General features: G+C 61.6%; 28 protein-coding genes and 1 tRNA gene. 9 read left to right on the forward strand and 20 right to left on the reverse strand.

The genetic code is table 11. The features are described 5' to 3' along the window. Positions 1-153: 153 nt before the first annotated feature. Positions 154-360 carry a cold-shock protein gene (locus tag V3C85_RS14590; protein WP_331795930.1) on the forward strand — a complete coding sequence of 69 codons (207 nt, stop codon included), beginning with the start codon at positions 154-156 and terminating at the stop codon, positions 358-360. A gap of 113 nt (positions 361-473) precedes the next feature. Continuing rightward, positions 474-740, forward strand: coding sequence for a DUF982 domain-containing protein (locus tag V3C85_RS14595; protein ID WP_331795932.1), 267 nt, complete (start codon positions 474-476; stop codon positions 738-740). Here V3C85_RS14595 and V3C85_RS14600 read toward each other — a convergent pair. The 5 genes from V3C85_RS14600 to V3C85_RS14620 all read right to left on the reverse strand — a co-directional run bounded on the left by V3C85_RS14600 (position 737) and on the right by V3C85_RS14620 (position 5,179). Further along, complete coding sequence (locus V3C85_RS14600; RefSeq protein ID WP_331795934.1) at positions 737-1,291, reverse strand: BrnA antitoxin family protein; 555 nt, start codon at positions 1,289-1,291, stop codon at positions 737-739. The two genes, V3C85_RS14595 and V3C85_RS14600, sit on opposite strands and share 4 nt — an antisense overlap. Before the next feature lie 179 nt (positions 1,292-1,470). After that, positions 1,471-1,547 (reverse strand) — tRNA-Arg (locus tag V3C85_RS14605). A gap of 50 nt (positions 1,548-1,597) precedes the next feature. Continuing rightward, entirely contained in the window at positions 1,598-2,935 is a 1,338-nt protein-coding gene (locus V3C85_RS14610) for a sensor histidine kinase (protein ID WP_331796045.1), read from the reverse strand. A 101-nt stretch (positions 2,936-3,036) separates the two neighbouring features. After that, positions 3,037-4,455 carry a dihydrolipoyl dehydrogenase family protein gene (locus V3C85_RS14615; protein WP_331795936.1) on the reverse strand — a complete coding sequence of 473 codons (1,419 nt, stop codon included), beginning with the start codon at positions 4,453-4,455 and terminating at the stop codon, positions 3,037-3,039. A 1-nt stretch (position 4,456) separates the two neighbouring features. Continuing rightward, positions 4,457-5,179 carry a TVP38/TMEM64 family protein gene (locus V3C85_RS14620; protein WP_331795937.1) on the reverse strand — a complete coding sequence of 241 codons (723 nt, stop codon included), beginning with the start codon at positions 5,177-5,179 and terminating at the stop codon, positions 4,457-4,459. A 273-nt stretch (positions 5,180-5,452) separates the two neighbouring features. Between V3C85_RS14620 and rpmH the strand changes: the two genes are divergently transcribed. Genes rpmH through yidD form a run of 3 tightly spaced genes read left to right on the forward strand, consistent with a single transcriptional unit; the run spans position 5,453 to position 6,302 of the window. Continuing rightward, a complete protein-coding gene (gene rpmH / locus V3C85_RS14625; protein WP_331795938.1) occupies positions 5,453-5,587 on the forward strand; it encodes a 50S ribosomal protein L34 in 135 nt (44 codons plus the stop codon). Positions 5,588-5,625: 38 nt separating this feature from the next. Continuing rightward, positions 5,626-6,039, forward strand: coding sequence for a ribonuclease P protein component (gene rnpA, locus V3C85_RS14630; RefSeq protein ID WP_445942022.1), 414 nt, complete (start codon positions 5,626-5,628; stop codon positions 6,037-6,039). After that, positions 6,036-6,302 (forward strand): membrane protein insertion efficiency factor YidD, encoded by a 267-nt coding sequence (gene yidD, locus V3C85_RS14635; RefSeq protein ID WP_331795941.1) that lies wholly within the window; start codon positions 6,036-6,038, stop codon positions 6,300-6,302. Before rnpA ends, yidD begins: the two co-directional genes overlap by 4 nt. On the opposite strand, the gene yihA is transcribed toward yidD, so the two are convergent. The 5 genes from yihA to ttcA all read right to left on the reverse strand — a co-directional run bounded on the left by yihA (position 6,273) and on the right by ttcA (position 12,111). Then, positions 6,273-6,923 carry a ribosome biogenesis GTP-binding protein YihA/YsxC gene (yihA, locus tag V3C85_RS14640; RefSeq protein ID WP_331795943.1) on the reverse strand — a complete coding sequence of 217 codons (651 nt, stop codon included), beginning with the start codon at positions 6,921-6,923 and terminating at the stop codon, positions 6,273-6,275. The two genes, yidD and yihA, sit on opposite strands and share 30 nt — an antisense overlap. After that, positions 6,920-7,666, reverse strand: a complete 747-nt coding sequence (locus V3C85_RS14645) for an MOSC domain-containing protein (RefSeq protein WP_331795945.1) — start codon at positions 7,664-7,666, stop codon at positions 6,920-6,922. Before V3C85_RS14645 ends, yihA begins: the two co-directional genes overlap by 4 nt. Next, complete coding sequence (gene yidC / locus V3C85_RS14650) at positions 7,663-9,525, reverse strand: membrane protein insertase YidC (protein WP_331795947.1); 1,863 nt, start codon at positions 9,523-9,525, stop codon at positions 7,663-7,665. Before yidC ends, V3C85_RS14645 begins: the two co-directional genes overlap by 4 nt. Positions 9,526-9,648: 123 nt before the next feature. Beyond that, the gene (locus tag V3C85_RS14655; RefSeq protein ID WP_331795949.1) at positions 9,649-11,181 is read right to left on the reverse strand and encodes a putative bifunctional diguanylate cyclase/phosphodiesterase; all 1,533 of its coding nucleotides are present in this window, start codon (positions 11,179-11,181) and stop codon (positions 9,649-9,651) included. A gap of 60 nt (positions 11,182-11,241) precedes the next feature. Further along, positions 11,242-12,111, reverse strand: a complete 870-nt coding sequence (ttcA, locus tag V3C85_RS14660) for a tRNA 2-thiocytidine(32) synthetase TtcA (protein WP_331795950.1) — start codon at positions 12,109-12,111, stop codon at positions 11,242-11,244. 232 nt (positions 12,112-12,343) lie between these two features. On the opposite strand from ttcA, the gene V3C85_RS14665 reads away from it, so the two are divergent. Beyond that, positions 12,344-13,198 carry an alpha/beta fold hydrolase gene (locus tag V3C85_RS14665; RefSeq protein WP_331795951.1) on the forward strand — a complete coding sequence of 285 codons (855 nt, stop codon included), beginning with the start codon at positions 12,344-12,346 and terminating at the stop codon, positions 13,196-13,198. Here V3C85_RS14665 and V3C85_RS14670 read toward each other — a convergent pair. Beyond that, positions 13,195-13,926 carry an SDR family oxidoreductase gene (locus V3C85_RS14670; RefSeq protein WP_331795952.1) on the reverse strand — a complete coding sequence of 244 codons (732 nt, stop codon included), beginning with the start codon at positions 13,924-13,926 and terminating at the stop codon, positions 13,195-13,197. The genes V3C85_RS14665 and V3C85_RS14670 overlap by 4 nt on opposite strands. A 120-nt stretch (positions 13,927-14,046) precedes the next feature. On the opposite strand from V3C85_RS14670, the gene argB reads away from it, so the two are divergent. Genes argB through V3C85_RS14685 form a run of 3 tightly spaced genes read left to right on the forward strand, consistent with a single transcriptional unit; the run spans position 14,047 to position 16,151 of the window. After that, positions 14,047-14,946, forward strand: coding sequence for an acetylglutamate kinase (gene argB / locus V3C85_RS14675; protein WP_331795953.1), 900 nt, complete (start codon positions 14,047-14,049; stop codon positions 14,944-14,946). Further along, entirely contained in the window at positions 14,933-15,622 is a 690-nt protein-coding gene (locus tag V3C85_RS14680; protein ID WP_331795955.1) for a ferredoxin, read from the forward strand. Before argB ends, V3C85_RS14680 begins: the two co-directional genes overlap by 14 nt. Before the next feature lie 25 nt (positions 15,623-15,647). After that, positions 15,648-16,151, forward strand: a complete 504-nt coding sequence (locus tag V3C85_RS14685) for a SixA phosphatase family protein (protein ID WP_331795957.1) — start codon at positions 15,648-15,650, stop codon at positions 16,149-16,151. 64 nt (positions 16,152-16,215) lie between these two features. Here V3C85_RS14685 and V3C85_RS14690 read toward each other — a convergent pair whose 3' ends face one another. The 9 genes from V3C85_RS14690 to V3C85_RS14730 form a co-directional block, all read right to left on the reverse strand. Further along, positions 16,216-17,004: an amino acid ABC transporter ATP-binding protein gene (locus tag V3C85_RS14690; protein ID WP_331795958.1), complete on the reverse strand. Its 789-nt coding sequence runs from the start codon at positions 17,002-17,004 to the stop codon at positions 16,216-16,218. Between the two features lie 11 nt (positions 17,005-17,015). Then, the gene (locus V3C85_RS14695) at positions 17,016-18,326 is read right to left on the reverse strand and encodes an amino acid ABC transporter permease (protein ID WP_331795960.1); all 1,311 of its coding nucleotides are present in this window, start codon (positions 18,324-18,326) and stop codon (positions 17,016-17,018) included. 1 nt (position 18,327) lies between these two features. Continuing rightward, positions 18,328-19,581, reverse strand: a complete 1,254-nt coding sequence (locus V3C85_RS14700; RefSeq protein WP_331795962.1) for an amino acid ABC transporter permease — start codon at positions 19,579-19,581, stop codon at positions 18,328-18,330. Between the two features lie 138 nt (positions 19,582-19,719). Continuing rightward, complete coding sequence (locus tag V3C85_RS14705; RefSeq protein WP_331795963.1) at positions 19,720-20,739, reverse strand: amino acid ABC transporter substrate-binding protein; 1,020 nt, start codon at positions 20,737-20,739, stop codon at positions 19,720-19,722. A 242-nt stretch (positions 20,740-20,981) separates the two neighbouring features. Next, positions 20,982-21,689 (reverse strand): ATP12 family chaperone protein, encoded by a 708-nt coding sequence (locus tag V3C85_RS14710; protein WP_331795965.1) that lies wholly within the window; start codon positions 21,687-21,689, stop codon positions 20,982-20,984. Further along, entirely contained in the window at positions 21,686-22,732 is a 1,047-nt protein-coding gene (locus V3C85_RS14715; RefSeq protein ID WP_331795967.1) for an RluA family pseudouridine synthase, read from the reverse strand. The genes V3C85_RS14710 and V3C85_RS14715 overlap by 4 nt, the downstream gene beginning before the upstream one ends. Then, positions 22,729-23,094 carry a fluoride efflux transporter FluC gene (locus V3C85_RS14720; RefSeq protein ID WP_331795969.1) on the reverse strand — a complete coding sequence of 122 codons (366 nt, stop codon included), beginning with the start codon at positions 23,092-23,094 and terminating at the stop codon, positions 22,729-22,731. Before V3C85_RS14720 ends, V3C85_RS14715 begins: the two co-directional genes overlap by 4 nt. 113 nt (positions 23,095-23,207) lie before the next feature. Continuing rightward, positions 23,208-24,521, reverse strand: a complete 1,314-nt coding sequence (locus tag V3C85_RS14725; RefSeq protein WP_331795971.1) for a replication-associated recombination protein A — start codon at positions 24,519-24,521, stop codon at positions 23,208-23,210. A gap of 38 nt (positions 24,522-24,559) precedes the next feature. Next, positions 24,560-25,942, reverse strand: a complete 1,383-nt coding sequence (locus V3C85_RS14730; RefSeq protein ID WP_445942023.1) for a trypsin-like peptidase domain-containing protein — start codon at positions 25,940-25,942, stop codon at positions 24,560-24,562. Positions 25,943-25,962: the final 20 nt, after the last annotated feature.

A 25,962-nucleotide genomic window follows, 5' to 3' on the forward strand; every position in this document is an offset into this window, starting at 1 on the left:
GGCCGGAATAAACCTCGCTATTGGGGGGCAAACCCGCTATCCCCAAGGGGCAACTCTCTCTTTCGGACCTGTTCCTTCCGGCTCAGCCTTCGATCTTCAGCTTTGCCGGGCTGTCTCAATCCTGCGGGCAGCAATTATTAAAGGAATACCACGATGGCCAATGGCACCGTGAAATGGTTCAACTCCACCAAAGGTTTCGGCTTTATCGCTCCGCAAGGTGGCAACAAGGACGTCTTCGTTCATGTCACCGCTCTGGAACGCGCGGGCATCCGCGGTCTTGATGATGGTCAGGCCGTCAGCTTCGACATCGAGCGTGACCGCGATGGCCGCGAATCGGCGACGAACCTCGTTCTCGCCTGACCCGACAGGTCAGCTTGCGGCCGGGCCTTGGGCAGATCGCCCGCCCTGGCCGCCCACCTGACGACACCGGCGCCGCCCTGCGCGCGCCGGCCTTATTTTGAAAGCAGACAATCTTGATTGAAATTCAATGGGGGGAACCTCTCTCCTTCGTCATCTCGCCCGAAGGCGAGGTGCAAAACTTCAGCACGCTGGAACAGGCCCGCTACTGGCTGCGCCGCAAATGGCCCGTCGCCGATGCCGCCCGCCAAAGCGCGCTGACCCGGATCGAAGCCGCGATGGATTGCGTCGGCTCGGTGGGCACCGCCCGCCGCGCCTTTATCTCGGCCGCCCGCTCGGCAGGCTTTGTCCATGACCATCTGGTGACTGCGGCCCCACGCTAGGGCCGCACCTGCGCGGGGCCACTGCGCCCCGCCTCTCCCCCTCCCTCCGCCACACCCTCCGCCACCCCGTCCAGCATCGCCAGCAGCAGCGCCTGTATGCGGTCCAGCCGCGCCTGTGCCGCATCTATGGCCTTGTCCGCTGCCGCCCCGCCTGCGGCGATACGGCGATCCAGTTCGGGCTTCTCGGCCATATAGGCCTCCATCTCGCGCAGATAGGTCGCGCGCAGATCATGCCCGTAATCCACATCCGCCGCGCCCTTCACCACCCCGGCCAGCCGCGCCAGCATAAAGGCCCGCAGCACCGCATTCATCCGTGTCAGATGCCCCGCCCCCATCGCCTGAAAGAACCGCAGCACATCTTCATCCAACCGGATCGAGACATGGCGCTTTTTCGGCACGGGGTCTTCGGCGGCAATCTGGTGCCAGGCTTGCGGAATGCGGTCAGATTGCACCAACCCCCAACGCAGATCGGCCTCCAGCCCCCGCATCACCCCGGCCAAATGGTGAAAGGCAGCGCGTTGCTTGGTTTCGCTCGCGGTGATGTTTGGCATGGCAGGCCCCTTTCGCTCTGGCCCCACCCTGCCCCAGATCCCTTGCCAAACAAAAAACCCGGCGCACGCCCTGTGACCACAGATGCACCACGCCAAAACCACAGCAAAACCACGCCCTTGGCACAGCCAAAACCACAGCCTGCCCCCAAAGGGGTGATCTGATCAACAAAAGGGGAAAGTGGCGGACCCGGAGCGATTCGAACGCCCGACCCTCAGATTCGTAGTCTGATGCTCTATCCAGCTGAGCTACGGGTCCGTCGTGTGGGCGGATTTAGCGGCCCCCGCCGGGGTTTGCAAGGGCAAAAGTCACGAAATCTCATTCAACTGCTTGGGAAGGCGAATAATGAACTCGGTTCCCTCCTCATCACTGCGCGCAAGCTCCAGCCGCCCCCCATGGCCGCGCACCAGTTCGGCGGCGATGACCAGCCCCAAACCCGTGCCCCCTTTGCGCGCATTGCCTTGAAAAGCCTCAAACAAATGCTCTTTGGCCTTGGTCGGCAGGCCCGGCCCGGTGTCGCCCACACGCATCCACCAGTCACGCTCATCCTCGCCCGCCGACAATTCAATGGTGCCGCCCTTGCCCGTCGCCTCGATCGCCTGACGGGCATTGCGCACCAGATTGCCAATGGCCCGCAACAATTGCTCGCGGTCGGCCCGCAAGATCAGGCCGGGGGCCGCATCGATCAGGCAGTTAACCTCTCCTTCACTGGAAAGGCCTTCTCCTTCAACGACATCTTCCAACAGCGGGCGGATCGCAAACCTGTCCAATCGCGGCGGCGGTTCCTCGGCCTTGCCAAAGGCCAGCGTCGATTCACACAAATTAACCGCCCTGGTGATCGAGTTCACCAGTTTCGGCGCCGCCCGCGCCACCGTCGGATCTGCGCTGTCTTCGATGCGGTCTGCGAAAAGTTGGGCCGTTGTCAATATGTTACGCAGATCGTGGCTGATCTTGGCCACCGCCCCGCCCAGTTGCGCCAGACGCTCTTTTTGCTTCAGCGCCCCCGTCAACTGCCGTTGCAGGCTTTCCAGCGCCTCTTCGGCCAACCGCAATTCAACCACCCCAGCCGACGGCGCAATCACCCGCCGCGCATCTTCCGGCGCCTCGGCATAGGCCTGCATATGCCGCACCACCCGCCGGATCGGGGCCACGATCATGGTCTGCACGCTGATAAACAAAAGCACCGCCGTCACCGCCGAAATCAGCGCCGAAAGCACCAGAATCCGCGCCCCGTATTCCAGCATCGCCTGCCGTAAAGGCCCGGTTTCCAAGGTAACTTCGATCAGCAAACCGGCCTGCTGCACCGGGTTGCCAATCACCCGGATCACCCGGTTTACCGGGTCGATCATCACCTGAATCGCATTGCGGATCAGTTCCCACGGCCCCGACAGCCGCAGGTCATAGGTTTCATAAATCTCGGCCGGAATGGGCGAGGACAGCACCAGTTGGCGCACCTCATCGCGGCGCAAGACCACGTTGAACACCCCGGCATTCACCAGCAATTCCGCCTCAAGATCGGGGGCGATCATCTCATCTGTGGTCAGCAGTGCCAGCGACGCAATCTGCGCCTTTTCAAGGCGTTGCAGCAGATAATCGGCCCGAAACCGGGCGATCGAGGGCAGAAAGATCAGCACTTCGGCCAGCATGACAAAGGCAATGGTCAACAGCAGGAAGCGCCCGGAAAGGGTTCTCAGGAACCCGCCCCTGTTCTTGCTGTCCTTTGGCACCGTGTCACCCTTGCAAAACCCTAGGGCAGATAGCGCTGCACCAGCCCCACCACCCGCTTTACCATAGGATTATCAAAGAGTTTCGGGGAAAAATAGGCTCCTGCCGCGCGTTTGCTGATTTCCCCCAGCGTCGGATAGGGCGCCACCATCCCGGCCACCGCCCCCATCTTCAGGCCCGACGAAATCGCCAAAGCCCAAAGGCCAATCAACTCGCCCGCCATCGGCCCCGCCATACTGGCCCCCACAGGCCGCCCCTTGACGACCATCACTTTCAGCAGGCCCTTGCCCTTGTTCTCGGCCAAGGCCCTGTCATTATGGCCGAACTCCTGCCGCAGCACCGTCAGCGCCGCGCCATGGGCCTTGCGGGCCTCGGCCTCGGTCAGGCCGACCTGCGCCAATTCAGGGTCGGTATAGGTGGCCCAGGGGATATGCCGCGTGCTGGCACGGGCCGGCAGGCCAAACAGGATCTGCCGGATCACCACGCCCGCGTGATACCCCGCAACATGGGTGAATTGCAGGCCCCCCGCCACATCCCCCACCGCATAAACGCGCCGGTTGCTTGACCGCAGCGCGGCATCCACCGTCACGCCCTTGCGATCATAGACAACGCCCGCCGCCTCAAGGTTCAGCCCGTCCAGATGCACCTTGCGCCCTACGGCCAGCAGCAGATGGCTGCCCTCGATCACACGGCCATCCTTCAGCGTGACGGCAATCGTGCCATCCCAGCCAGCCACTGATGTCACTGGGGCCTCTTCCAGCACCAAAACGCCTTCCTGGCGCAGGTTTTCCAGCACCACAGCCGCCAGTTCAGGGTCATCGCGGCCAAAGGCGCGGGCGCCCTCAATCACTGTCACCTCACAGCCGAGGCGCCGATGGGCCTGCGCCATTTCCATCCCGATGGGGCCGCCCCCGATCACGATCAGATGGTCTGGCTTTTCGCGCAGATCAAAGATCGTCTCATTGGTCAGATAGGGCACCGTCTCAATCCCTGGAATCGGCGGCACAAAGGGGCGGCTGCCGGTGGCGATCACAAAGCGCCGGGCCTTGATCCGGGTCTGGCCAGCCTCAACCGTGTCAGGCCCGGTAAAACGCGCCCAATCGCGGATGACGGTGCAGCCCAGCCCTTCAAAGCGGTCTTGGCTGTCAACGGGGGCAATGGTGGCAATCACTTGCGCCACATGGTCTTTCACAGCCGCAAAATCCACCTGCGGCTCAACCGCCGTGATGCCAAAGCCCGCACCGGCGCGCATCGCATGGGCGGCCTTGGCCGCCGCGATCAGCGCCTTAGAGGGCACGCAGCCCGAATTCAGGCAATCGCCGCCCATCTCGCCGCCCTCGATCAGCACCACGCGCGCGCCCATCTGCACCGCGCCCGCCGCCACCGACAACCCGCCAGAGCCTGCGCCAATCACACAAATATCGGTTTCAATCTGCTGCATCTCAGGCCTCTTTCTTCAGTTTTTTCAGGATGATCGGCAGCGTTGACAGGGCTGCCAACCCCAGCAGCGGCCCCAGAATATGCGGCGCAAAGATGATCGACAGATCTGGCGTCTCGCCCTTGGCGAAGACCTCGCCCAAACCTGCGCCGACCGATGTGTAAACAAGGCCGCCGGGAATGATGCCGACAAAGGTGGTGATTGCAAACCGCGCCAGCGAGGTGCCAACGAACGCAGGCAGCAAATTGGCGACAAAGAACGGCACAGCCGGAACCAACCGCATGATCAGCAGGGCAGACCATTCGTTTTCACGCAAAGCCGCCTGCAACCGCGCCGCTGCACCGCCCTTTTCTTCAATCTTCGCGGCCACATCGGCACCAAAGCCCGCACGGGCCGCCAGAAACACCGCCACAGCCCCCAAAGTGGCCGCCAGCACGTTATACAATGTGCCGGGAAACAGGCCGAACAAGAACCCGCCTGTCAGCGTCGCAACGGTGGCGCCGGGCAAGCTAAAGGCCACAATCACCACATAGGCGGCCACAAAGGCCAGACTGGCCAGCCCGAAATTGGCATCTCGAAACGCCAGCAACGATTCGCGATGCTGGGCCAGGGCGTCAAATGACAACTGGTCGCGCAGGGTAAAGGCCCCCAGAATCGCAGCCAACAAGATCAAGAGAAACGGCAGGCGTTTGGCCCAAACCGGGCGGGGGGCAGTGCGGTCAGTCATATCAGCGTCCTTTTTCATGCGGCCAAGATGGACCAGCCGACAGCACGGGCGATAGGGGCCTCACGCCCGCTTGATCAGCGGGCCGTCAGGCGTGTACAGAACGGGGGGCTTTGAAACATTAGGCGGGCCTTTCACGGGTTTTCGCGGGAAATGTTGCAGGAATTCCGCCCCTGCGCCGTTGACTTGCCCCCCAAGCCCCCGTAAAGGACGGGCTTCAAGTTCCCTGCCCTCGAATCCTTGGGGTTCGGGCAAGATGTCTGATGGAGAGCCGCTATGAAGCGCACATTTCAACCGTCGAACCTGGTCCGCAAGCGCCGCCACGGGTTCCGCGCCCGCATGGCGACCAAAGGTGGCCGTCTGGTGCTGGCTGCCCGCCGCTCCAAGGGCCGCAAGCGCCTGTCGGCCTGATCTGCTGGCCCCTTGGGGTCTGCCGGATGCTGAATGACATGACGCCGCCGAAGGAAACGGGCAAAGGCATTTCTGCCGAAACGCCCGTTGTTCCTTCGGCGGTTTCTGTTTGCCTGTCCACGCTGAAAACCCGGCCCGAATTCTTGCGGGCTGCCTCGGCCCGCCGTCATGGCACCGGGGGTTTTCTGTTGCAGGCACGCTGTCGCAATGATGATACGGCGCGGATGCAGGTTGGCTTTACCGCGTCGAAAAAGATCGGCAATGCCGTGGCGCGCAACCGCGCCAAACGCCGCCTGCGCGAAGTGGCACGGGCGATCCTGCCGCAGTTGGGGCAACCCGGTTGGGATTATGTGCTGGTCGCCCGCCCCGGCGCCACCATCAGCCGCAATTACACCGATCTGTTGGCCGATTTGCAGGGCGCCCTGCGCCAGATCCATAAAGGCCAGCCATGACCCCGCTTGCCCGCATCGTGGCCCTGCCCGTGCGCGCCTATCGCCTGCTGCTGTCGCCGTGGGTCGGGCATGGCTGTCGGTTTCAACCCACCTGCTCGGCCTATGCGCTTGAGGCGCTAGAGCGCCATGGCGCCGCCAAGGGCGGCTATCTGATGGTGCACCGGCTGTGCCGTTGCCATCCTTGGGGCGGGCACGGCTATGATCCGGTGCCGGGGGCAGACCCCCAGCACGATCTAGACCAGCGTGGCGACCACAGCGCGTAGCGTCTCGATCCCTTCGCCCTTTTCCGAACTGGTCACGATGATTTCAGGAAACGCCGCCGGATGCTTGGCCAAGGCCGTCTGCACTTGGGCGATCGTCTCATCCCTTGTGGCTTTGTTCACCTTGTCAGCCTTGGTCAGCACCACCTGAAACGTCACCGCCGCCCGGTCAAGCATGGTCAGGATCTCGTCATCAACCGACTTGATGCCATGGCGCATATCAACCAGCACAAAGGCGCGGCGCAGGGTCTGGCGGCCTTGCAGATAGCTTTTCAGCAAGGCCTGCCACTTGGCCACCACGGCCACTGGCGCCTCGGCATAGCCATAGCCGGGCAAATCGACCAGATAGCGATCTTCGCCCAGAGTGAAATAGTTGATCTCTTGGGTGCGCCCCGGCGTGTTCGAGGCCCGCGCCAGATTCTTGCGCCCGGTCAGCGCGTTGATCAGACTGGACTTGCCCACATTCGACCGCCCGGCAAAGCAGACTTCCACCCGGTCAGCCGCAGGCAGGCCCGACATGGCGACCACGCCCTTGACGAAATCAACCGGCCCCGCAAACAGCAGGCGGCCTTTTTCGCGGCTGAAATCATCGGGTTCATCGGCCAAGGGGAACTTCAGGGTCATATCACGGTCACCTCATCCCCAAGCGCAACAGCGCCGGATTGCACGACGACGGCATAAGTGCCGAAATCTTCATGCCCAAAATGCTGCTGCAACGCAGCCAAAGTATCGGCATCGCTGCGCCCGGTTTCGGGGTTCACCGTCGTGGCCTTGCAACGCGTGATGCGTTGCCGCACCTCCAGCACTGCATCGCCGATCTGCAAATGCCGGCCGATCAGATCAAACTCGGCCCAGGCGGCCAGACCATCCAGCCACAGGTTCCCGCGCCAGCGATGGATCGACAGATCCTGCCCCATCACCTGGCCAAGCGCCCTGTTCGAAGCCAGACCCAGCACCGACACGAATGGGTCGGGCCAGTCGGTCATCGCCTGCCCCGGCAAATGGTCAACCCGCGCCGGCGCAGGCCGCTCGGCGGGCCACAGGGGCCGCAGCCAATCCACCAGTGCCGGGCCTTCTTCATCAGGTGCCACGGTCAGCGCGCCCGCAAAGGGGTGGCGCAGCGTCACGCGGCGCGTCGCCGAATCAAGCTGGGCCGAAATCGCCATCAGCTCGGGCCCTGCGACACCGCGCAGAAAGTTCATCTTGGGGTGCCACTCGGTCAGCCGATCAAACTTTGCGGCCTCGTGCGTTACGGCCCATTCACGGTCGAATGGCAAAGCGCGCCCCTTGGTCAGGGACGCGCCAGCCAGTTCCTCAAAGCCCACGGACTTGATCGGATGGCGAACGATATGCGCCAGCCGGATCATTTCTTCTTGGACTTCGCACCCTTGTCAGCAACCACGGCGGCAGGCTTTTTCTTGAACCCCGACTTGATGTTGCCAAACAGGTCAGGCTTGTGGCCATGGCTGCGCATGATCGCATATTGCTGGGTAAAGGTGATGATGTTGTTGGTGATCCAATACAGCACCAGCCCGCTGGCAAAGCCGCCCAGCATGAACATGAAGATCCACGGCATCCAGGCGAAGACCTGTTGTTGCACCGGGTCGGTGGGGGCGGGGTTCAGCTTTTGCTGCAACCACATGGTGATGCCCAAAAGGATCGGCAGCACGCCAATGAAGATCAGCGCCAGGATACTGCCCGTTTCAGGCGGGGCCCAAGGCAACAGGCCGAACAGGTTGAACAACGAAGACGTGTCCGGGGCGCTCAGGTCATTCAGCCAGCCAAAGAACGGCGCGTGGCGCAGTTCGATGGTGACGAAAATCACCTTATACAGCGAGAAGAAGATCGGGATCTGGATCAGGATCGGCAGGCAGCCCGCTGCGGGGTTCACCTTCTTTTCCTTATACAGCTTCATCATCTCGCGCTGCATCATCTGCTTGTCGTCGCCCGCGCGCTCTTTCAGCGCCTCCATCTCGGGCTGCAACTCCTTCATCCGCGCCATGCTGACATAGGATTTGTAGGCCAAAGGCAGAACCAGCAGCTTCAGCACGAAGGTCAGGGCGATAATGGCCAGACCCATGTTGCCGATCACCGCATGCAGCCAATGCAGCACCGAGAAAATCGGCTTGGTCAAAAAGAAGAACCAACCCCAGTCGATCACATCGATAAAGCCCGCAATCGGCTGGCCCGTGCCGCTGACAGCACCGTCATTTTCATAGGACCGGATGGTTTCCCATTCCTTGGCCCCGGCAAAGATGCGCGACACATTGCTGACCGTCGCCCCGGGTGCCACGGCCACTACCGGCTGGCGGGTCTCGGTTTGGTAGATATCAGCGCTTGGCACATATTTGGTGACCGAGGTGAAGGGCTTGCCCTGCTCGGGGATCAGGATGGTCATCCAGTATTTGCTGGCAAAGCCGATCCATCCATCTGTGGTGGCATCAACCGTTTCGGCCAGCCCCCCTTCACGCTCGACCATGGGCAGGTCGGCCACGTCTTTGTATTTCGTTTCGGTCAGCGTGCCATCGGCGCGGGCCACGACGCCTTCGTGGCTGACAAAGAAGTTCTCCAGTTTGGTTGGCATGCCATGTTGCGCAACGATGCCATAGGGGAACAGTCGCGCCTCGGCCGTGCCGGTATTGGTGACCGTATCGGTGATGGTGAACATAAAGGCTTCGTCCACCGCGATTTCGCGCACGAACTCCAGCCCCTTGTCATTCGCCCAGACCAGCTTGACCGGGTTGCCAGGCGACAGGGTGCCGCCGCCTGCGGGCAGCCAGGTGGTGTTGGCACCCGGCACATCCGCATAATCCAAGGCACCAGCCGGGCCCCAGCCCGACAGGGCGTAATAGGCATTCTCCGTCCCCACCGGTGACAGCAGCCGCACAATACCCGAGTCGTCATCAATCGTCTGGGTATAGGCCTTCAACTCCAGATCATCGAGACGGGCCCCCAGCAGCGAGATCGACCCGGTCAGTTCGGGCGTGTCGATCGTCAGGCGCGGGGCTTCGGCCGCAGGCGTGGGTGCGGCAGTTGCGGTCGTCGCAGCCGGATCGGCCACTGCGGCGGGTGGCGCGGCCAAAGTGGCCGGGGCCTCGGTCGCTGCGATCGCTGGCGCGTTCGGGTCAACCACCGGTTCAGGCGGTGGGAACAGCACGAACCACACCATGATGACCACAAGGGACAACACGGTTGCGAGGATAAGGTTCTTGTTCTGGTCTTCCATCGAAGGCTACCGCCACCATTGTTCAGGTCAGCGGTGGTTCAACAGAAGGGGGCGGGAAAGGTCAAGCGGTTTTCGGGGAAATCGACGGGAAAGGGCCATTGTCATGCCGTCGCCACACCGTGCTTAGCCTTGGCGTGGGGGAATGATCCGCCCAAGAGCTGGCTTGGCCTGCAACGCAGCCTCGGCGCGCTCGATCCAGGAAAACGTCTCTTCCATTGCCATCGGGCGCGCAATCCCAAAGCCTTGCAGAAAACTGCACCCCAATTGCTCTAGCACGACCCGTTCTCCGGGGGTTTCCACCCCTTCGGCCACTGTTTGCAGCCCCAACTGATCACACAACATCAAAATTGCGGCAACGACCTTTTTCTGTTCAGGATCGGTGTCGATGTGGGTGACGAAACTGCGGTCGATCTTGATCCGGCGAATCGAAAAACGCCGGATATTGCCGATCGACGCCTGCCCCGTGCCGAAGTCATCAAGGTCGATGCCAAAGCCCATCTTGGCGATGGCGGCCAGATTGGCGATCACCTGATCATCCTCTGACGTGGCAGTAACGGTTTCCAGCACCTCTACCGTCAGACGGCTGCGATCAAGGCCGAAACGGTCCATCTCCCAGCTTAGCTTGTTGGCCAGACCGGGCGCGCGCAGTTCTGATGCGGACAGGTTGATGGAAACCTGCGGCACGGCGAACCCCGCCTGATCCCATCGGTTCAGCGCGGCAAGGGCCCCATACAGGATGACATCGCCCAAGCGTTCCGAAAGCCCCGCCTCCTCGATCACCGGCAGGAAATCGGCGGGCGAGATGATGCCGCGCTCGGGGTGGTGCCAGCGGGCCAAAGCCTCAAACCCCGAAAGACGGCCCGTATCGGCGCAGATCTGGGGCTGAAACCACGGGCGGATCTGGCCTTCGTCCAATGCCTTTTGAACGCCTTGGCGCAACAGGACCCGGTCTGCACGACGGCGTGACATGTCTGGCTGAAAGGCGCGGATCGCGCCGGGGCCGTGAAACAGCGCCTCATCCGCCGCAATGCAGGCCGCATCCAGCAGGCTGCTGCCCTTGGGCGCGGGGGCGCGTTCGGCTAGGCAAAACCCAACCGAAACCGATGGATGCAGCGTCAGCGCATCGACGACGATGGGCACAATCGCCTCAGACCGCAGGCGTGTGGCCATTTGAACCGCCGTCTCCAGATCATAGCGGCGCACGGCGGACAAACCGACGGCAAGACTGCCATCTGCCAGCCGCACCACCAGGTCGCCCTCTCTGACCGCTGCTGACAGCCGTTCTGCCGTGCGAAGCACCACCTGATCCCGCAGGGCCTGCCCATGGCGATCAAATTGCCGGGCCGGATCATCAAAGCTGATCACAAAACAGGCGGTCGTTCGGCCCTTGATGGGCATGTCACGCAAGATCGGGTCCAGAAAGCCGACCATATCCTCGGCCCCGCCCAACCCCCGCGGGGGGGGCACAGGTTCAGACGGGCGCAGGCTGGACGACAGCGCCAGCCAGACGGCAGGGGCCAGAACCGCCAGCACCACAAGGGCGGTTTCCCCGCCAACCCAGAACGTCAGCAATGACAGCGCCGGCAACAGCACCATCGCCTCAGCCGCCGCACGAAGCACGCGCCCTTTTTCCCAGACCCGTTTGATCGGTGCCATATCGCCCCCAAAGGCCATCGTCAGTTGCGACGACGCTAGGGGCCAGCCTTGACCGAAAGCTTAATCTGCATCCCGAAGTTGTGGAGGATTTTCAGCAGTTTCGAACGATCCCCGCAGCAGGGCGGCAAAGTCAAACAACGCCGGATCGGCCAGATGCGAGGGCCGCACGTTCATCAGCGACCGAAACATCACCTGCCGCCGCCCCGGTGTCCGCGCCTCCCAATCGTCCAGCAGTTTCTTGACCTGCGCGCGCTGCAAACCCTCTTGGCTGCCGCACAAATCGCACGGAATGATCGGATACCCCATCGACCGGGCAAACTTGTCGCAATCGGACTCGGCAACAAAAGCCAAGGGGCGGGCAACGAACAGATCGCCATCCTCATTCAGCAGGCGCGGCGGCATGGTCGCCAGACGCCCCCCGTGAAACAGGTTCATGAAAAAGGTTTCCAGCAGATCGTCGCGGTGATGGCCCAGAACAACGGTTGAACAGCCCTCTTCCCGGGCAATGCGATACAGATTTCCACGCCGCAGGCGCGAGCACAGCGAACACATCGTGCCGCCCGGTTTGATCTTGTCGATCACCACGGAATAGGTGTCTTGGTAGTCAATCCGGTGTGGCACCCCCATGCGCGACAGAAAGTCGGGCAGAACCGTGGCCGGAAAGCCGGGCTGGCCCTGATCAAGGTTGCAGGCCAGCAGGTCAACCGGCAACAGCCCGCGCCATTTCAGTTCATGCAGCACAGCCAGCAGCGTATAGCTGTCTTTTCCACCTGACAGGCAGACCAGCCAGCGATCGCCCGGCACCGCCATGCCATAGGTCTCGATCGCCTCGCGCGCCTGCTGCACCAGCCGCTTGCGCAGCTTGCGAAACTCCAGCCCCTTGGGGGCACCGTGAAACAGCGGGTGAATATCGTCGGCATCATCAAGCATCAGGCATCCCTCTGGCGTGGGCCGCTTATGCCAGAACCGCGCGCGACGCAAAAGCCGCCATTGCAGGGCCGGAATACCAGACCTGAGGTTGGGGGCGGTTTCGGGTAATCTGACAGCCAGATCAGACACAGGGGGCGAGATGGATTACATCTTTTGCACAAGGGGCATCTCGGCAGGGGCCTTTGTGCCCCGCCCCGGCCCCACGAAATTTCTTGAAATCCCACCCGGCGCGATGACCCTGCCCCCCGCCATGGCCATCCCCCGGCGCGACTGGTTTGATCGTGTGGTGGCTTTGGCTGAAACGCGGCGCAGCCCCAAAGGCACGCCTTATGGCGATATCCTGATCTATATTCATGGCTTTAACACCGCACAGTCGGTGGTGCTGGAACGCCACCGACTGATCCGCGCAGGCCTAGAGTCGCTGGGTTACAAGGGGGCAGTGATCAGCTTTGACTGGCCAAGCGCAGATTCGGCGCTGAACTATCTGGATGACCGGACCGATGCCAAGCTGACCGCCCTGCGTCTGGTCAGCGATGCCATTGCCCCGCTGTCGCGCTATATTCAGCAGGGATGCGAGATCTCTACCCATGTATTGGCCCACTCGATGGGCGCCTATGTCTTGCGTGAGGCGCTGGATGATGCCGACGACCGGCGCGAGATCGCCGCTACAGGCTGGACGCTGAATCAGGTGATGATCTGTTCGGGCGATATATCCGCCGATTCGATGGGGACCACTGCGAAAAGCTCTTCGCTTTATCGCAGATCGGTCAGGGTTACGAATTACCAGAACCCGTTTGACTCTGTCCTGTCGATTTCAAACGTCAAACGGGTGGGTGTGTCGCCCCGCGTCGGGCGGATCGGCCTGCCCCCCTCGGCCCCGCAAAAGGCGGTGAACGTGGATGTCGGGCTGTATTTCGACACGTTCCGGGCAGATTTCGTCGGGGCTTTTCCCGACCATAACTTCTACTTTCAGTCACCACAGTTTCTGAAAGACGTTTACCTGACCTTGCTGGGCGAGATTGACCGCGACGCCATCCCCACCCGGATCAGACGCGACGGGCGCCTTTACCTGCGCCCTGATCGCTAAACATGCTGGGCGCCGTTCACCTGAATCTCTGTGCCTGAAATATAGCTGGACTGATCCGAGCACAGGAACCAGATCGCATCGGCCACCTCTCGCGGTTGGCCAAGCCGTTGCATCGGCAGTTGTTCGACGATCTTTTCGGTGCCCGGCGACAGGATTGAGGTTTCGATCTCTCCGGGTGCAATCGCATTGACCCGCACCCCCAGCGGGCCAAAATCATGCGCCATCTCTCGCGTCAGCGCCGCAAGCGCCGCCTTGGACGTGGCATAGGCCGCCCCGGCAAACGGATGCACCCGGCTGCCCGCAATCGAGGTGACATTGACCACCGCCCCCTTGGCTGCCGACAACTCCTCCATCAAACCACGGGCCAGCACGATCGAGGCGAAGAAATTGACGTGAAACACCTGCCCCCAGGTGCGCAGATCGGTTTCCAGCGTGTTCAGCCGCTTGCCCCCCTGCCCCTTTGGACTGATGCCCGCATTGTTGACCAGGGCATGAACCTTGCCATTCACCTTGGCCTTGATCGTTTCGATGGCAGCAATGGTTTTGTCGGGGCTGGCAAGGTCGATCTGGATATGGTTCGCCTCTCCTCCGGGCCAAGGGCAGCGCGGATCAAAGGGTTGACGCGAACAGGTCAGCACCCGCCAGCCTTCGGCCGAAAAGCGCTTGACGGTGGCATGCCCGATCCCTCGGCTGGCACCGGTCAGGACAAGGGTTTTCTGGTCGTTCATATCGGCCCCCAATGGTCTGCGGCAAACCCTACGCCTTTGGTCAGGAAAGACAAGCCGGGCCAATTTCCTTGGCATGGGGGGGCAGGTGCGCTACCAAAGCCCCAGATCCGGAGGCCACAGATGAAACAGCAGACCCTTACCATGCAAGATGCCATTCACACTGCCAAGATGTTGTCCGAAGCCCTGCCCTACCTGCAACGCTATTCCGGGGCCGTTGTGGTGGTGAAATTCGGGGGCAACGCCATGGGCGATGATGCCGCCATGGCCGAATTCGCCCGCGATATCGTGTTGATGCGTCAGGTCGGGGTGAACCCGGTTGTCGTGCATGGCGGCGGGCCGATGATCAACGACATGCTGAACAAACTGGGCATCAAGTCTGAATTCGTGCGCGGCAAGCGGGTGACCGACAAGGCCACGGTGCAGGTGGTCGAAATGATCCTGTCTGGCCTTGTGAACAAGCGCATCGTGCAGGCGATCATGGATGCCGGGGGCCGCGCCGTCGGGATTTCGGGCAAGGATGATGATCTGATGGTCTGTGAGGCTGACGACCCGGAACTGGGCTTTGTCGGCCGCCCGATCGAGATGAACGTGCAGGTTCTGCGCGACCTTTACGCCGCAGGCATCATCCCTGTGATTGCCCCCGTGGGCACCGGCATGGCCGATAATGAAACCTTTAACGTCAACGGCGATACCGCCGCCGGTGCCATTGCAGGTGCCTTGCAAGCCGACCGCCTGCTGCTGCTGACCGATGTATCGGGCGTGAAAAACGCGGCGGGCGAGGTGATGACGGCGATCACCCCGGATGAAGTGCGCCAGATGATTGCCGATGGTGTCATTGCCGGCGGCATGATTCCCAAAACCGAAACCGCGCTTAAGGCGATTGACGAAGGCGTACGCGCTGTCACCATTCTGGATGGACGCATTCCCAATGCCTGCCTGCTGGAATTGTTCACCGACCACGGGGCCGGCAGTCAGATCCGCTCGACCGCGCCGCGCGTCCGGCCGCATGTCAAACGATAAGCCCAGCCAAAGCCAGCACCGCACATTGACACTGGCCGGGTTGCAGGCCCGACTTGCGCCCCATTTTTTGCAGGTTCTTGGCAGTTTTCAGCCCGATGCCAATGATGACATGCCCGAATGGGTGGCCTCGGTGGTGATGCTGGGCCCCGCCGAGCCGGGGTTCTGGCCACATCTGACCAGCCAGAGCGAATGGGCCGATGGCCAGCCCGACCCGCTGGATCGCTGGTCGCGCCGTGTGATCGGCGGGCTGGCCTGTGATCTTGGGGGCAAGGCGTGGTTCCCCTTTGGCGGGCCGCCCTATCACCCCTATTACCGCTGGGCCTTGCGCACCGGGCAGGTGTGGGAAAGCCCGGTTCGCCTGCTGGTGCATGCGACGCAGGGCCTGATGGTCAGTTTTCGGGGCGCCCTTGCGCTGCGCAGCCAGATCGACCTGCCCGCCAGCCCCAAGCCCTGTGACACCTGCGCCCGCCCTTGCCTAAGCGCCTGCCCCGCCGGCGCGCTTACAGGCGCAGGCTATGACGTGCCATCATGCCATGATTTCCTGAACCAGCCGCAGGGGGCCGATTGCCTTAGTTCTGGCTGCCATGTTCGCCGCGCTTGCCCCGTGTCACAGGCCTATGCAAGACTTCCAGAACAGTCGGCCTATCACATGAGCCGATTCCACAAGGCGGAGTAACCGCCTGAAATTCCGGGGAGTGGGAATGAAAAGGCTGATCCTGACACGGCATGCGAAATCAAGCTGGGATGACCCGCTGACCCCCGATCATGACCGCCCCCTGAACGACAGGGGCAAAGCCGCAGCCGCCGATCTGGGGCAATGGCTGGCCAGCCGGGGCTATGTGCCCGACGAAGTGCTGTGTTCGGATGCCGAACGCACGCGCAGCACCTTTTCGGGGATCGCCCCTGCCCTGCCGGGCACCCCGGTGCTGGAACTGAAGCCAACGCTGTATCACGCCGGACCAGATGTGATGCTGGCCGTGCTGCGCCATGCCAAAGGCGATGTGGTGATGATGATTGGGCATAATCCGGGCATCGCCGAATTCGCCGGGCGCCTTGTGGCACAGGCCCCCCGCAATGCCGAATTCAGCCGCTATCCAACTGGGGCGACATTGGTGGTCGATTTCGCCGTCGACACTTGGGCTGATGTCGGCTTTGGCATGGGCACGGTGGATGATTTCATCATCCCGCGCGAGATCGTCGCCTGATTGCATCCGCAAAAACAAAAAAAGGGTGCCCTAAGGCACCCTTTCTCATGTCCTATGCACAGAGTCAGTGCCCCAGAATTTGGCTCAGGAACAGTTTGGTCCGCTCGCTCTGCGGGTTGTTGAAGAACTCTTTGGGTTCGTTCTGTTCAACGATCTGGCCCTGATCCATAAAGATCACCCGGTTGGCCACAGCCTGCGCAAAGCCCATTTCATGGGTCACGCACAGCATGGTCATGCCTTCTTCGGCCAGTTCAATCATTGTATCCAGCACTTCCTTGATCATCTCAGGGTCAAGCGCCGAGGTTGGTTCATCAAACAGCATGATCCGCGGTTTCATGCACAAAGACCGCGCAATCGCCACACGCTGCTGCTGCCCACCTGACAACTGGCCGGGGTACTTCAGCGCCTGTTCGGGGATCTTCACCTTGTTCAGGTAATGCATCGCCACTTCTTCCGCTTCTTTCTTCGGGGTCTTGCGAACCCAGATCGGCGCAAGGGTCAGGTTTTCCAGAATGGTCAGATGCGGGAACAGGTTAAAGTGTTGAAACACCATGCCAACCTCGGACCGCACCTTGTCGATGTTCTTCAGGTCAGAGGTCAGCTCGATCCCGTCCACCACAATCTGGCCCGACTGGTGTTCCTCCAGGCGGTTGATGCAGCGGATCATCGTCGATTTGCCCGAGCCCGAGGGCCCGGCAATAACGATCCGCTCACCACGGTTCACGGTCAGGTTGATGTCACGCAGAACATGGAACTGGCCATACCATTTGTTCATGCTGGTGATCTGAATCGCCACATCGTCAGAGACTTGCATATGGCTGCGGTCGATTTCGCGCGTTACGGCTTCGGACATTTTCCGGCTCCTTAGCGATGGTCGGTTTTCAGCTTGCGCTCGAGATACATCGAGTAGCGCGACATGCCGAAACAGATGAGGAAGAAGATGGCACCAACAAAGATATAGGGTTCCCAGTAGATCCCCTTCCAGTCGGTCGTGGCGCGGACGGCGTCAGTGATGCCCTTCAGCGGGTCAAGCAGGCCGACAAAGACCACCAGAGTGGTGTCCTTGAACAGGCCGATGAAGGTAGACACGATGCCGGGGATCGAGATTTTCAGCGCCTGCGGCATGATGATCAGCCGCGTTGCTTTCCAGTAATCAAGGCCAAGGGCGTCGGCGGCCTCATACTGGCCCTTGGGCAGGGCGGCCAAACCGCCGCGGATCACCTCGGCGATATAGGCGGCCGCAAACAGCGTGACCATGATGATGACGCGCAGGATGATGTCGAAATCAGACCCAGGTGGCAGGAAGTAGTTCAGCAACAGCGAGGCCGTGAACAACAGCGTGATCAGCGGCACGCCCCGGATGAATTCGATAAACCCGACCGACAGTTTGTTCACGATGAACATGTCAGACTGACGACCAAGCGCCAGCATCACACCCAGCGGCAACGAAAAAACGATGCCCGTGACGCCGATGGTAAAGGCCAGCAGAAAGCCGCCAAACTCGCGTGAGCGGACAGTTTCCAGCCCAATCGGCACCGCACCATGCACCAGATCGGCCACGGGGCCAGCCAGCACGATCCACCACACCATTGGCACCACAACGGCTGCAATCGTGGCAACGATCGTGCCTGCCAGCGGCTGAATGATCTTTGCGGCCAGATAACCCACCACAAACCCCATGACAGCCATGACCGGCACCCAGACCGAACCGCCCCAGATCAGCCAATAGCCGACGGCGGGAAACAGCAGCGAGAACCACAGCATCTTGGTCGGCAAGGCCGGAAACAAGACCGGCGCAATGGCCACCAACAGCAAGCCAAAGGCCAGAACCGGGCGCCAGTAGAGATGAGACGGGTAGAAGCCGAACAGATATTGCGGCCAGCGTTCCTTGATCACCGCCCAGCAGGCCCCGTTGGCGCCTTCGCCCCAGGTGGCTGTGACGATCTGCCGACATTCCGCCAGCGAACTGGCATTCCAGACCGAGTGCAAGAACCAGGGCGAGAATTCATAGATCAGGAAGAACGCCGCGGCAAAGCCCAACAGGGTCAGGAAGATGTTCAGCGGGCTGGAAAACAGGTTTTCACGCGCCCATTTCACCGGCCCGGTTTCACCCGCCGGTGGGGGCAGTTGCGGCAAGATATCCTTGCGAACGAAGAAGGCAGGGGATTGGCTCATCTCAGCGCTCCTTCAGTTTGACGCTACGGTTGTAGATATTCATGCCGCCCGAGATGGTCAGACTGATCAACAGATACGTCAGCATCAACAGCAGCATGGCCTCCAGACCGCGCCCCGTCTGGTTCAGGGTAATCCCCCCCAGCGTGCCGCGCACATCCATATACCCAACCGCAATCGCCAGAGACGAGTTCTTGGTCAGGTTCAGATATTGCGAAATCAGCGGCGGAATGATCACCCGCAGCGCCTGCGGCAGGATCACCAGGTTCATCGTGCGGTTCGGCCGCAGACCCAGGGCAAAGGCAGCCTCAGTCTGGCCCCGGCTGATGGCGTTGATACCCGCCCGCACGATCTCGGCCACGAAAGCCCCGGTATAAAGCGTCAAGGCCAGCCACAGCGCAACCAACGAGTTCGACACCTGAAGGCCGCCCGTAAAGTTGAACCCGCGCAGGGCAGGCACTTCAAAATGGCCCCCAAGCAGCAAAAACACGGCAATGATCGGTGCAAACAGCGCCAAAAGCGACTGCCACCAAGTCGTCGGACGCAGACCCGTTTCGCTTTGAATGCGGTTGGCCCGGGCGATCAGCGCCCGATTGACCAGAAACCCGCCGACCACAGCCCCCACGACCAGCGTCAGATCCACACTGATCTGAATGAAACCAAGGTTCAGCCACCCCAGCGAGTTGTCGAACAACACCCAAGGAATCGCCGTATAGCGGTTGGTGAAGGCCGTGGTGCCAAACAGCGACATGGTCGATGTGGCATCCTCGCCGCGGAATGCATTGGGGGCCGGCAACACCTCGGTAAACACTGCATAGATGATCAGAATCCACAGCAGCAGCGGGATATTGCGGAAAATCTCGACATAAGCTGTCATCAACCGGGCCACCACCCAGTTGTTCGACAGGCGCAGAACGCCCGCCATGACGCCGACCACAGTGGCCGCAATGCAGCCCAGAACGGCGACCAGAATGGTGTTCAGCAGACCAACCAGCCAAGCCCGTGCATGGGTCGAGTCGTTGGTATATTCAACCAGCGTCTGGTTGATATCATAGCCCGCCCGCGCCGAGAGGAAGCTGAAATCCACACCCCGACCAAGGGCGTCAAGATTGCGCAGCAGGTTGTCGATCAACCATGCCGCACCGGCCATAACCAGCAACAGAACCACAATCTGAATGGTGATGGATCGATACCGCGTATCATAGATAAGCATCGAGAGCCGAAAGCCCGCTTTCGGTTCTTCCGTAATGACGGCCATTGATTTTCCCCTGATTTCCGCGTGCTGCCGGGCTTTGCCCTTGTCAGCCAGAGACTGGTGCTCTGTTCGTTGCGGCACCCTGTTCAAAGTAGCAAGGAGGGGCGCGCCGTTGACGGGCGCGCCCCAATGTCATGGCCCTTAGCGGAAGGGCGGGGTGTACAGCAGGCCACCCTGGGTCCACTGGGCGTTCAGACCACGAGCCAGACCGATCGGGGTTGCCGAACCGATGGTTGCCTCAAAGATCTCGCCATAGTTGCCCGAAGCCTTGATGGCGCGCTTGGCCCATTCTTTGTCCAGGCCCATCATCGCGCCCAGATCATCCGAAGACCCCAGCAGGCGCTGGACTTCCGGGTTCTGGGACGAGGTCGCCAGTTCATCGATATTGGCCGAGGTGATGCCGAATTCTTCAGCAGCGATCAGCGCGTTCAAAGTCCAGCGCACCACGTCGCCCCACTGGCTGTCGCCGTGACGCACCGACGGCCCAAGCGGCTCTTTCGAGATGATCTCGGGCAGAATGATGTGGTTTTCCGAATCAGCAAAGGCTGCGCGGGTTGCCGCGAGGCCAGAGGCGTCGGTGGTGTAAGCGTCGCAAGCGCCAGCAATATACTGCTGTTCGCCTTCGGCGTTGGTTTCAACCGGAACCGCCGTATAGCTCATGTTGTTCGCCTTGAAGTAGTCGGCGAGGTTAAGCTCGGTGGTGGTGCCGGTCTGGATGCAGACGGTTGCGCCGTCAAGTTCCTTGGCCGAAGACACGCCCAGGTCCTTGCGAACCATAAAGCCTTGGCCGTCATAGTAGTTCACGCCAACGAAATCCATTTTCAGGTCGTTATCGCGTGAGAACGTCCAGGTGGTGTTCCGCGACAGCAGGTCAATCTTGCCCGACGTCAGCTGCTCGAAACGGTCCGAGCTGGTGGTCGGGATATAGACGACTTTCGACGCATCACCCAGAACAGCCGCGGCGACGGCTTTGCAGATTGCAACGTCAAAGCCCTGCCAGTTGCCATTCGCATCTGGCGCAGCAAAGCCGACCAGACCGGTGTTCACGCCACAGTTCAGTTCCCCGCGAGCCTTGACGGTTTCAAGCGTGGTCTGAGCGGCAGCGGCCCCTGCGATCAGCGCGGTGGCTGCGAGGGTGCCGAGAAATACGGTTTTCTTCATTCTTACCTCATCCTGAGTTGCCAGTCTTGGGACCGGCGATTTTTGTTCCCAACCGCTTTTCGACAAGCGACAGGGACGGGTCTGCAGGAGGCGAACCTCTCCCCAGTAGGTGCAGTTTCCTCCGAAGCGGTTTGAAAGGTCAAGACGATCTGACAAAAATGCCGAATTTCCATGCAAAACTTACGTTTACAGCCAAGGATGCGTAATTTCTGTCCACAGGCCGCCGCAATTCTTGAGGATTGTTACCCACACAATCCATAGAATCGCCCGGCGTCTTGAATCGCGGCTTGCTTCAGCGCCTCGATTTGGGTGGCTTCATCATCCGCGCCCCAGAGTTCGATCTGCCAATGTTCGTCGATTCGACTGATCAGAAACGCCTGCTCGGGCGTCAGTCTGCCCTTGGCCACAGCCAACCCCAGACACAGCGACCCCGTGATGGCCACAAGGTCATGCAACGCTGCCAATCGAAAGGCATCCTGCGCAGCAACAGCCGCCCGCAAACGCGCCAGGCTTTGGTCTGGCTGGTCAATCGGTATCACCCCGGCCGTCACCAAAAGCCGGGCGTCAAAGGCCGCATGCAGCCAATCCAGCAGCGGGTCCCATTCCGCCGCTTGCCGAGCGACCAGCTCGATCGGGGCCTCGGCACGATAGCACAGCAGATCTGTGGCCCCGAACCCCGAAATCTCATCCACCACCGCGTCAAACAACGGCCCAACCTTGTCGATGGCCGAATTCGCCGCGCGCGTCACAGGCATCGACTCGGGCCGGATGACGCCGCTTTGGGCGTCCCATTCCGCTGCAATCGCCTCGGCCATCGCCTCGGTCGGCACGATCAGGGGCGCTTTGGCCGGCGTTTTGACCGGCCTGTCATCCAGAACCACCGTAAAGCCGCGCTCAGTCGGCAAGGCCCGTGCGGCCGTCCAAAATCGCTTGGCAGCCCATGCACTCATTTGGAACCCTCAAACGGATCGGCCGGCACGTCTTTCTCGTTCCAGTCCAGCAGTTTCCATGTCTTGACCATGTGATCGGGCAAAGGCGCCGTAAAGGTCATGATCTTCTTGGTGATCGGATGCTCGATCGTCAGGCTGCGCGCATGCAGATGCAGCTTGCGCGACAGATCGCCCCCGATGCCTGCGCCCCAACCATCGCCCTTGTTGTCCTGCTCGCCCCCGCCATATTTGCCATCCCCCAAAATCGGATGGCCCAATTCGGCCATATGGGCGCGCAACTGATGGGTGCGGCCCGTCACCGGCTCCAGCGCCATCCACGACAGACGATTGCCCAGAAACCAAAGGGTGAAAAAGTCGGTCTGGGCGCGCTTGGCATCGGGGAATTCAGCCAGTTTGGCCGGATGGACACAGACCATCTTTTCGCCTTCGCCACCGCGCCCACGCCCCGGCGCCTTCATCAAGGCATATTTGATACTGCCCTGCCGCGGATGCGGAACGCCCGCCACCACAGCCCAGTAAATCTTGCGCGCCGCCCGGTGGCGCAACGCCTCGGACAAAGCACGGGCCACCCGGTCTGTCCGCGCCAGCATCAACACGCCCGAGGTGTCCTTGTCCAACCGATGCACCAGCTTTGGCCGATCCTTGTAGCCAAACTTCAGCGCCTCGGCCAATCCATCGACATGCCGATCCCCCTGCCCCGATCCGCCTTGGCTTGGCAGGCCCGCAGGCTTGTTCAGCACGATCATATGCTCATCCTTGAACAGGACAGCATTCTGAATCATCTTGGCATCGGCCACATTCACGCCATCCACGCCTGGGCGGCTTGGGGCCTCGCTGTCGGGCAAGGGCGGCACGCGAATGGCCTGCCCCGGCACCACACGATCCGACGCTTTGGCCCGCGCCCCATCCACACGCACCTGCCCGGTGCGGCACATTTTCTCGACCGCGCCTTGCGTCACCTGCGGAAAGCGGCGCTTGAACCATTTGTCCAGCCGCTGTTCGCCCTCATCCTCGGACACCGTCAAAAGTTTCACACCGCTCATGACAATGCCCACCTATCTTGAAGAAATTGAAACAGCCAGCCACCAGCCGCCACCGCCGCCAACGACACCAGAACCGACCCTGCCACATAAATCGCCGCTTGCCCGACAGCACCCGCCGTCCACAACCGCAGCGCATCCAGCGAAAAGGCTGAAAACGTGGTAAAGCCGCCCAACAGCCCAGTCATCACCAGCGGGGACAAACCCAAGCGTCCCACCGGCACGAAAAGCAGCCCGATCAGAAAACTTCCCAGCACATTCACCGCCATCACCCCCCAAGGCGCAGGCAGCGCCAGCAGCGCGACATAGCGCAAAACCGAGCCGAGGGCTCCGCCAAGGGCAACAAGGGAAAGGGTCTGGATCATCTGCCGCTCTGTGTGCTCCGCCAGCCTGTTTGTCAACCACAGCAGGGCCAAATCAGAGGTCTTCCCCCGCTTTGCCCTTCGTCTTCCCGAAATTCCCCGCAGCGGCGGCGGCGTCAGCTGCGCCGCTTTTCCCGCAACTTGGCAAAATACTCGACCCGCTTTTTCAACTCCCGCTCAAATCCGCGCTCGGGTGGCATGTAATAGACAGGTCGTTTCATGCCCTCGGGGAAGTAACTTTGCCCCGAAAAGCCATCTTCGGCATCGTGGTCATAGGCATAGCCGGCCCCGTAACCGATCTCTTTCATCATCTTGGTCGGGGCGTTCAGAATATGCTTGGGCGGCATCAGACTGCCCGTGTCGCGGGCGGCCGCACGGGCCGCCTTATAGGCCGCATAGACAGCATTCGATTTCGGTGCCAAGGCCAGATAGACCACCGCATTGGCCAAGGCCAACTCGCCTTCGGGCGATCCCAGGCGTTCATAGCTGTTCCACGCATCCAGACAAACCGCCTGCGCCTGTGGGTCAGCCAGACAAATGTCCTCGACCGCCATCCGGGTCAGGCGACGGGCCAGAAAGCGGGGGTCTTCGCCGCCTTCCAGCATGCGTGCAAACCAGTAAAGCGCCGCATCCGGGTCTGACCCACGCACCGATTTGTGCAAGGCAGAGATCAGGTTGTAATGCTCTTCGCCCGATTTGTCGTATTTCGCCGCCCGCCGCATCAAGCGTGTGGCCAGCTCCTCGCGGCTGATCGGGCGCGCCAGCCGCCAGGCGGCCACCTGCTCGATCAGGTTCAGCAAGGCGCGGCCATCGCCATCCGCCATTTCGGTCAGCGCCTCGCGCGCCTCGCCCGTCAACGGCAGGGTGCGGCCCAACTCTTGCTCGGCCCGCTGGATCAAGCGCTCCAGATCGGCCAACGACAACCGCTCCAGCACGATCACCTGCGACCGCGACAACACGGCCGCGTTCAACTCAAAGCTTGGGTTTTCCGTGGTCGCCCCCACCAGCAGAATCGTCCCATCCTCCATATGCGGCAGAAAGCTGTCTTGCTGGGCTTTGTTGAAACGGTGGATCTCATCGACAAACAGCAGCGTGCCTTGCCCGTTTTGCCGTCGCATTCGTGCGGCCTCGAACACCTTTTTCAGATCGGGCACGCCGGTGAAAATGGCGCTGATCTGCACAAAGGTCAGATCCGTTTCGCGGGCCAGCAGCCGGGCGATCGTGGTCTTGCCCACCCCCGGCGGCCCCCACAAGATCAAAGAGGACAGGCTGCCAGCCGCCAGCATCGCCCCCAATGGCCCCTCTGGCCCCAGAACATGCGCCTGACCAATCACCTCGGACAGGGCTTTGGGGCGCAGCCGGTCGGCCAAGGGCCGGGGGCCTTGGGGCGGGGGTGGCGCATCAGGGGCAGAGTCGAACAGATCAGCCATGGCAGCAGGTTACGCGCCCCTTGGGCCAAGGGAAAGGGTTACAGACGAAAGCGCAGCCGCACCGTTTGGCCCCCGCGCAACAGATCAACCGACCAGCGGCGAATGTCTTGCGCTGCGGCGCGCGCCACGGCCTCGGTCGTGGTGATGGCCGTGCCATTCACCCCCAGAACAATATCACCGGGGCGAAAGCCGATCCGGGCGGCAAGGTCGCTTGCCTCGGTCACCACAACGCCTTCTGCTGCCAGCGGCAGGCCCAGTTCCGCCGCAACGGCCGGGTTGATTTGCACCACCGTCAGGCCCCGCAGCGCCACATCCCCCGTCACTGTCACCGGGTTGCGGGGGGGCGTGTCGGGGGGCGCGATCAGGCTCACCTCGGCTTCGGCTTCGCCCGTCTCTGACAGATAGCGCACCGTGGTGGTGGCGCCGATGCCCAAAGCCGCCAGCCTGAAGATAACCTCTTGCGGCGTGTTGGTCGCCGCGCCATCCAGGCTTAGCACCACATCGCCAGGACGCAGACCTGCCTTGGCAAAGGGGCTGTCGGGGTGAATCTCTGACAGCACCACCCCATCTGGTCGCGGCAGGCCCAAGGCATCTGCCAGGGCCGCATCGACAGCCTGCCCCGTCACCCCGGCCCAAGGGCGCATGAACCGCGTGGCCCCGGTCTTGGCCTGCTCGACCACCGTTTTCACCAGATTGGCCGGAATCGCAAAGCCAATGCCGTTCGACCCGCCCGAGCGGGTCAGAATCGCCGTGTTGATCCCCACCAGACGGCCCTGCATATCCACCAGCGCACCGCCCGAGTTTCCGGGGTTGATCGCCGCATCCGTCTGCACGAAGTAGCCACGCCCCAAATCTGCCGTGCTGCGCGCCAGGCCCGAAATGATGCCAGAACTGACGGTTTGCCCGATTCCAAACGGGTTGCCGATGGCCAGGACCAGATCCCCCACCTCTACCTGATCAGAATCGCGAAAATCGAGCGAGGGCAAATCCGCAGCCCCGGTCAGCCGCAGGATTGCCAGATCGGCTTCCTCATCGGCCAGCATCACCGTTGCCTCAAATTCGCGGCGGTCTGACAGCACCACGCGAATGTCAGTGGCCTGCCCGACCACATGATAATTCGACACCACGATGCCGTCCGACGACAAGATCACGCCCGACCCCAGCGAATTTTGCGCGCGCTGCTGCACTTCGCCGTATCCTTGAAAGAACTGGTCAAAGAACGGATCACCCGCAAAGGGGCTGACACGCTCTTCCACGATCTGGGTGGCGTAGATGTTCACAACAGCAGGTGCAGCCGCCTTGACCACTGGCGCAAAACTTAGCGTGACATCCGCCGCAGTCGTGGGCACGGCCACTTCGGCCACAGCGGGCAGCGCCAAAAGCGGGGCAATCAAGACGATAGGCAAAAGACGACGCATCACAAACCTCAGGGTTTCATGGC

It is taken from the genome of Pseudotabrizicola sp. L79 (assembly GCF_036553525.1).
Lineage (GTDB): Bacteria > Pseudomonadota > Alphaproteobacteria > Rhodobacterales > Rhodobacteraceae > Pseudotabrizicola.

Bases quoted from the DNA above. Each gene is read 5' to 3' on its own strand.
- V3C85_RS14590 (WP_331795930.1), top strand. From the start codon at position 154: ATGGCCAATGGCACCGTGAAATGGTTCAACTCCACCAAAGGTTTCGGC.
- V3C85_RS14600 (WP_331795934.1), bottom strand. From the start codon at position 1,291: ATGCCAAACATCACCGCGAGCGAAACCAAGCAACGCGCTGCCTTTCAC.
- V3C85_RS14610 (WP_331796045.1), bottom strand. From the start codon at position 2,935: ATGCTGGCCGAAGTGCTGATCTTTCTGCCCTCGATCGCCCGGTTTCGG.
- V3C85_RS14615 (WP_331795936.1), bottom strand. From the start codon at position 4,455: ATGCAGCAGATTGAAACCGATATTTGTGTGATTGGCGCAGGCTCTGGC.
- V3C85_RS14620 (WP_331795937.1), bottom strand. From the start codon at position 5,179: ATGACTGACCGCACTGCCCCCCGCCCGGTTTGGGCCAAACGCCTGCCG.
- rpmH (WP_331795938.1), top strand. From the start codon at position 5,453: ATGAAGCGCACATTTCAACCGTCGAACCTGGTCCGCAAGCGCCGCCAC.
- rnpA (WP_445942022.1), top strand. From the start codon at position 5,626: ATGACGCCGCCGAAGGAAACGGGCAAAGGCATTTCTGCCGAAACGCCC.
- yidD (WP_331795941.1), top strand. From the start codon at position 6,036: ATGACCCCGCTTGCCCGCATCGTGGCCCTGCCCGTGCGCGCCTATCGC.
- yihA (WP_331795943.1), bottom strand. From the start codon at position 6,923: ATGACCCTGAAGTTCCCCTTGGCCGATGAACCCGATGATTTCAGCCGC.
- V3C85_RS14645 (WP_331795945.1), bottom strand. From the start codon at position 7,666: ATGATCCGGCTGGCGCATATCGTTCGCCATCCGATCAAGTCCGTGGGC.
- yidC (WP_331795947.1), bottom strand. From the start codon at position 9,525: ATGGAAGACCAGAACAAGAACCTTATCCTCGCAACCGTGTTGTCCCTT.
- V3C85_RS14655 (WP_331795949.1), bottom strand. From the start codon at position 11,181: ATGGCACCGATCAAACGGGTCTGGGAAAAAGGGCGCGTGCTTCGTGCG.
- ttcA (WP_331795950.1), bottom strand. From the start codon at position 12,111: ATGCTTGATGATGCCGACGATATTCACCCGCTGTTTCACGGTGCCCCC.
- V3C85_RS14665 (WP_331795951.1), top strand. From the start codon at position 12,344: ATGACCCTGCCCCCCGCCATGGCCATCCCCCGGCGCGACTGGTTTGAT.
- V3C85_RS14670 (WP_331795952.1), bottom strand. From the start codon at position 13,926: ATGAACGACCAGAAAACCCTTGTCCTGACCGGTGCCAGCCGAGGGATC.
- argB (WP_331795953.1), top strand. From the start codon at position 14,047: ATGAAACAGCAGACCCTTACCATGCAAGATGCCATTCACACTGCCAAG.
- V3C85_RS14680 (WP_331795955.1), top strand. From the start codon at position 14,933: ATGTCAAACGATAAGCCCAGCCAAAGCCAGCACCGCACATTGACACTG.
- V3C85_RS14685 (WP_331795957.1), top strand. From the start codon at position 15,648: ATGAAAAGGCTGATCCTGACACGGCATGCGAAATCAAGCTGGGATGAC.
- V3C85_RS14690 (WP_331795958.1), bottom strand. From the start codon at position 17,004: ATGTCCGAAGCCGTAACGCGCGAAATCGACCGCAGCCATATGCAAGTC.
- V3C85_RS14695 (WP_331795960.1), bottom strand. From the start codon at position 18,326: ATGAGCCAATCCCCTGCCTTCTTCGTTCGCAAGGATATCTTGCCGCAA.
- V3C85_RS14700 (WP_331795962.1), bottom strand. From the start codon at position 19,581: ATGGCCGTCATTACGGAAGAACCGAAAGCGGGCTTTCGGCTCTCGATG.
- V3C85_RS14705 (WP_331795963.1), bottom strand. From the start codon at position 20,739: ATGAAGAAAACCGTATTTCTCGGCACCCTCGCAGCCACCGCGCTGATC.
- V3C85_RS14710 (WP_331795965.1), bottom strand. From the start codon at position 21,689: ATGAGTGCATGGGCTGCCAAGCGATTTTGGACGGCCGCACGGGCCTTG.
- V3C85_RS14715 (WP_331795967.1), bottom strand. From the start codon at position 22,732: ATGAGCGGTGTGAAACTTTTGACGGTGTCCGAGGATGAGGGCGAACAG.
- V3C85_RS14720 (WP_331795969.1), bottom strand. From the start codon at position 23,094: ATGATCCAGACCCTTTCCCTTGTTGCCCTTGGCGGAGCCCTCGGCTCG.
- V3C85_RS14725 (WP_331795971.1), bottom strand. From the start codon at position 24,521: ATGGCTGATCTGTTCGACTCTGCCCCTGATGCGCCACCCCCGCCCCAA.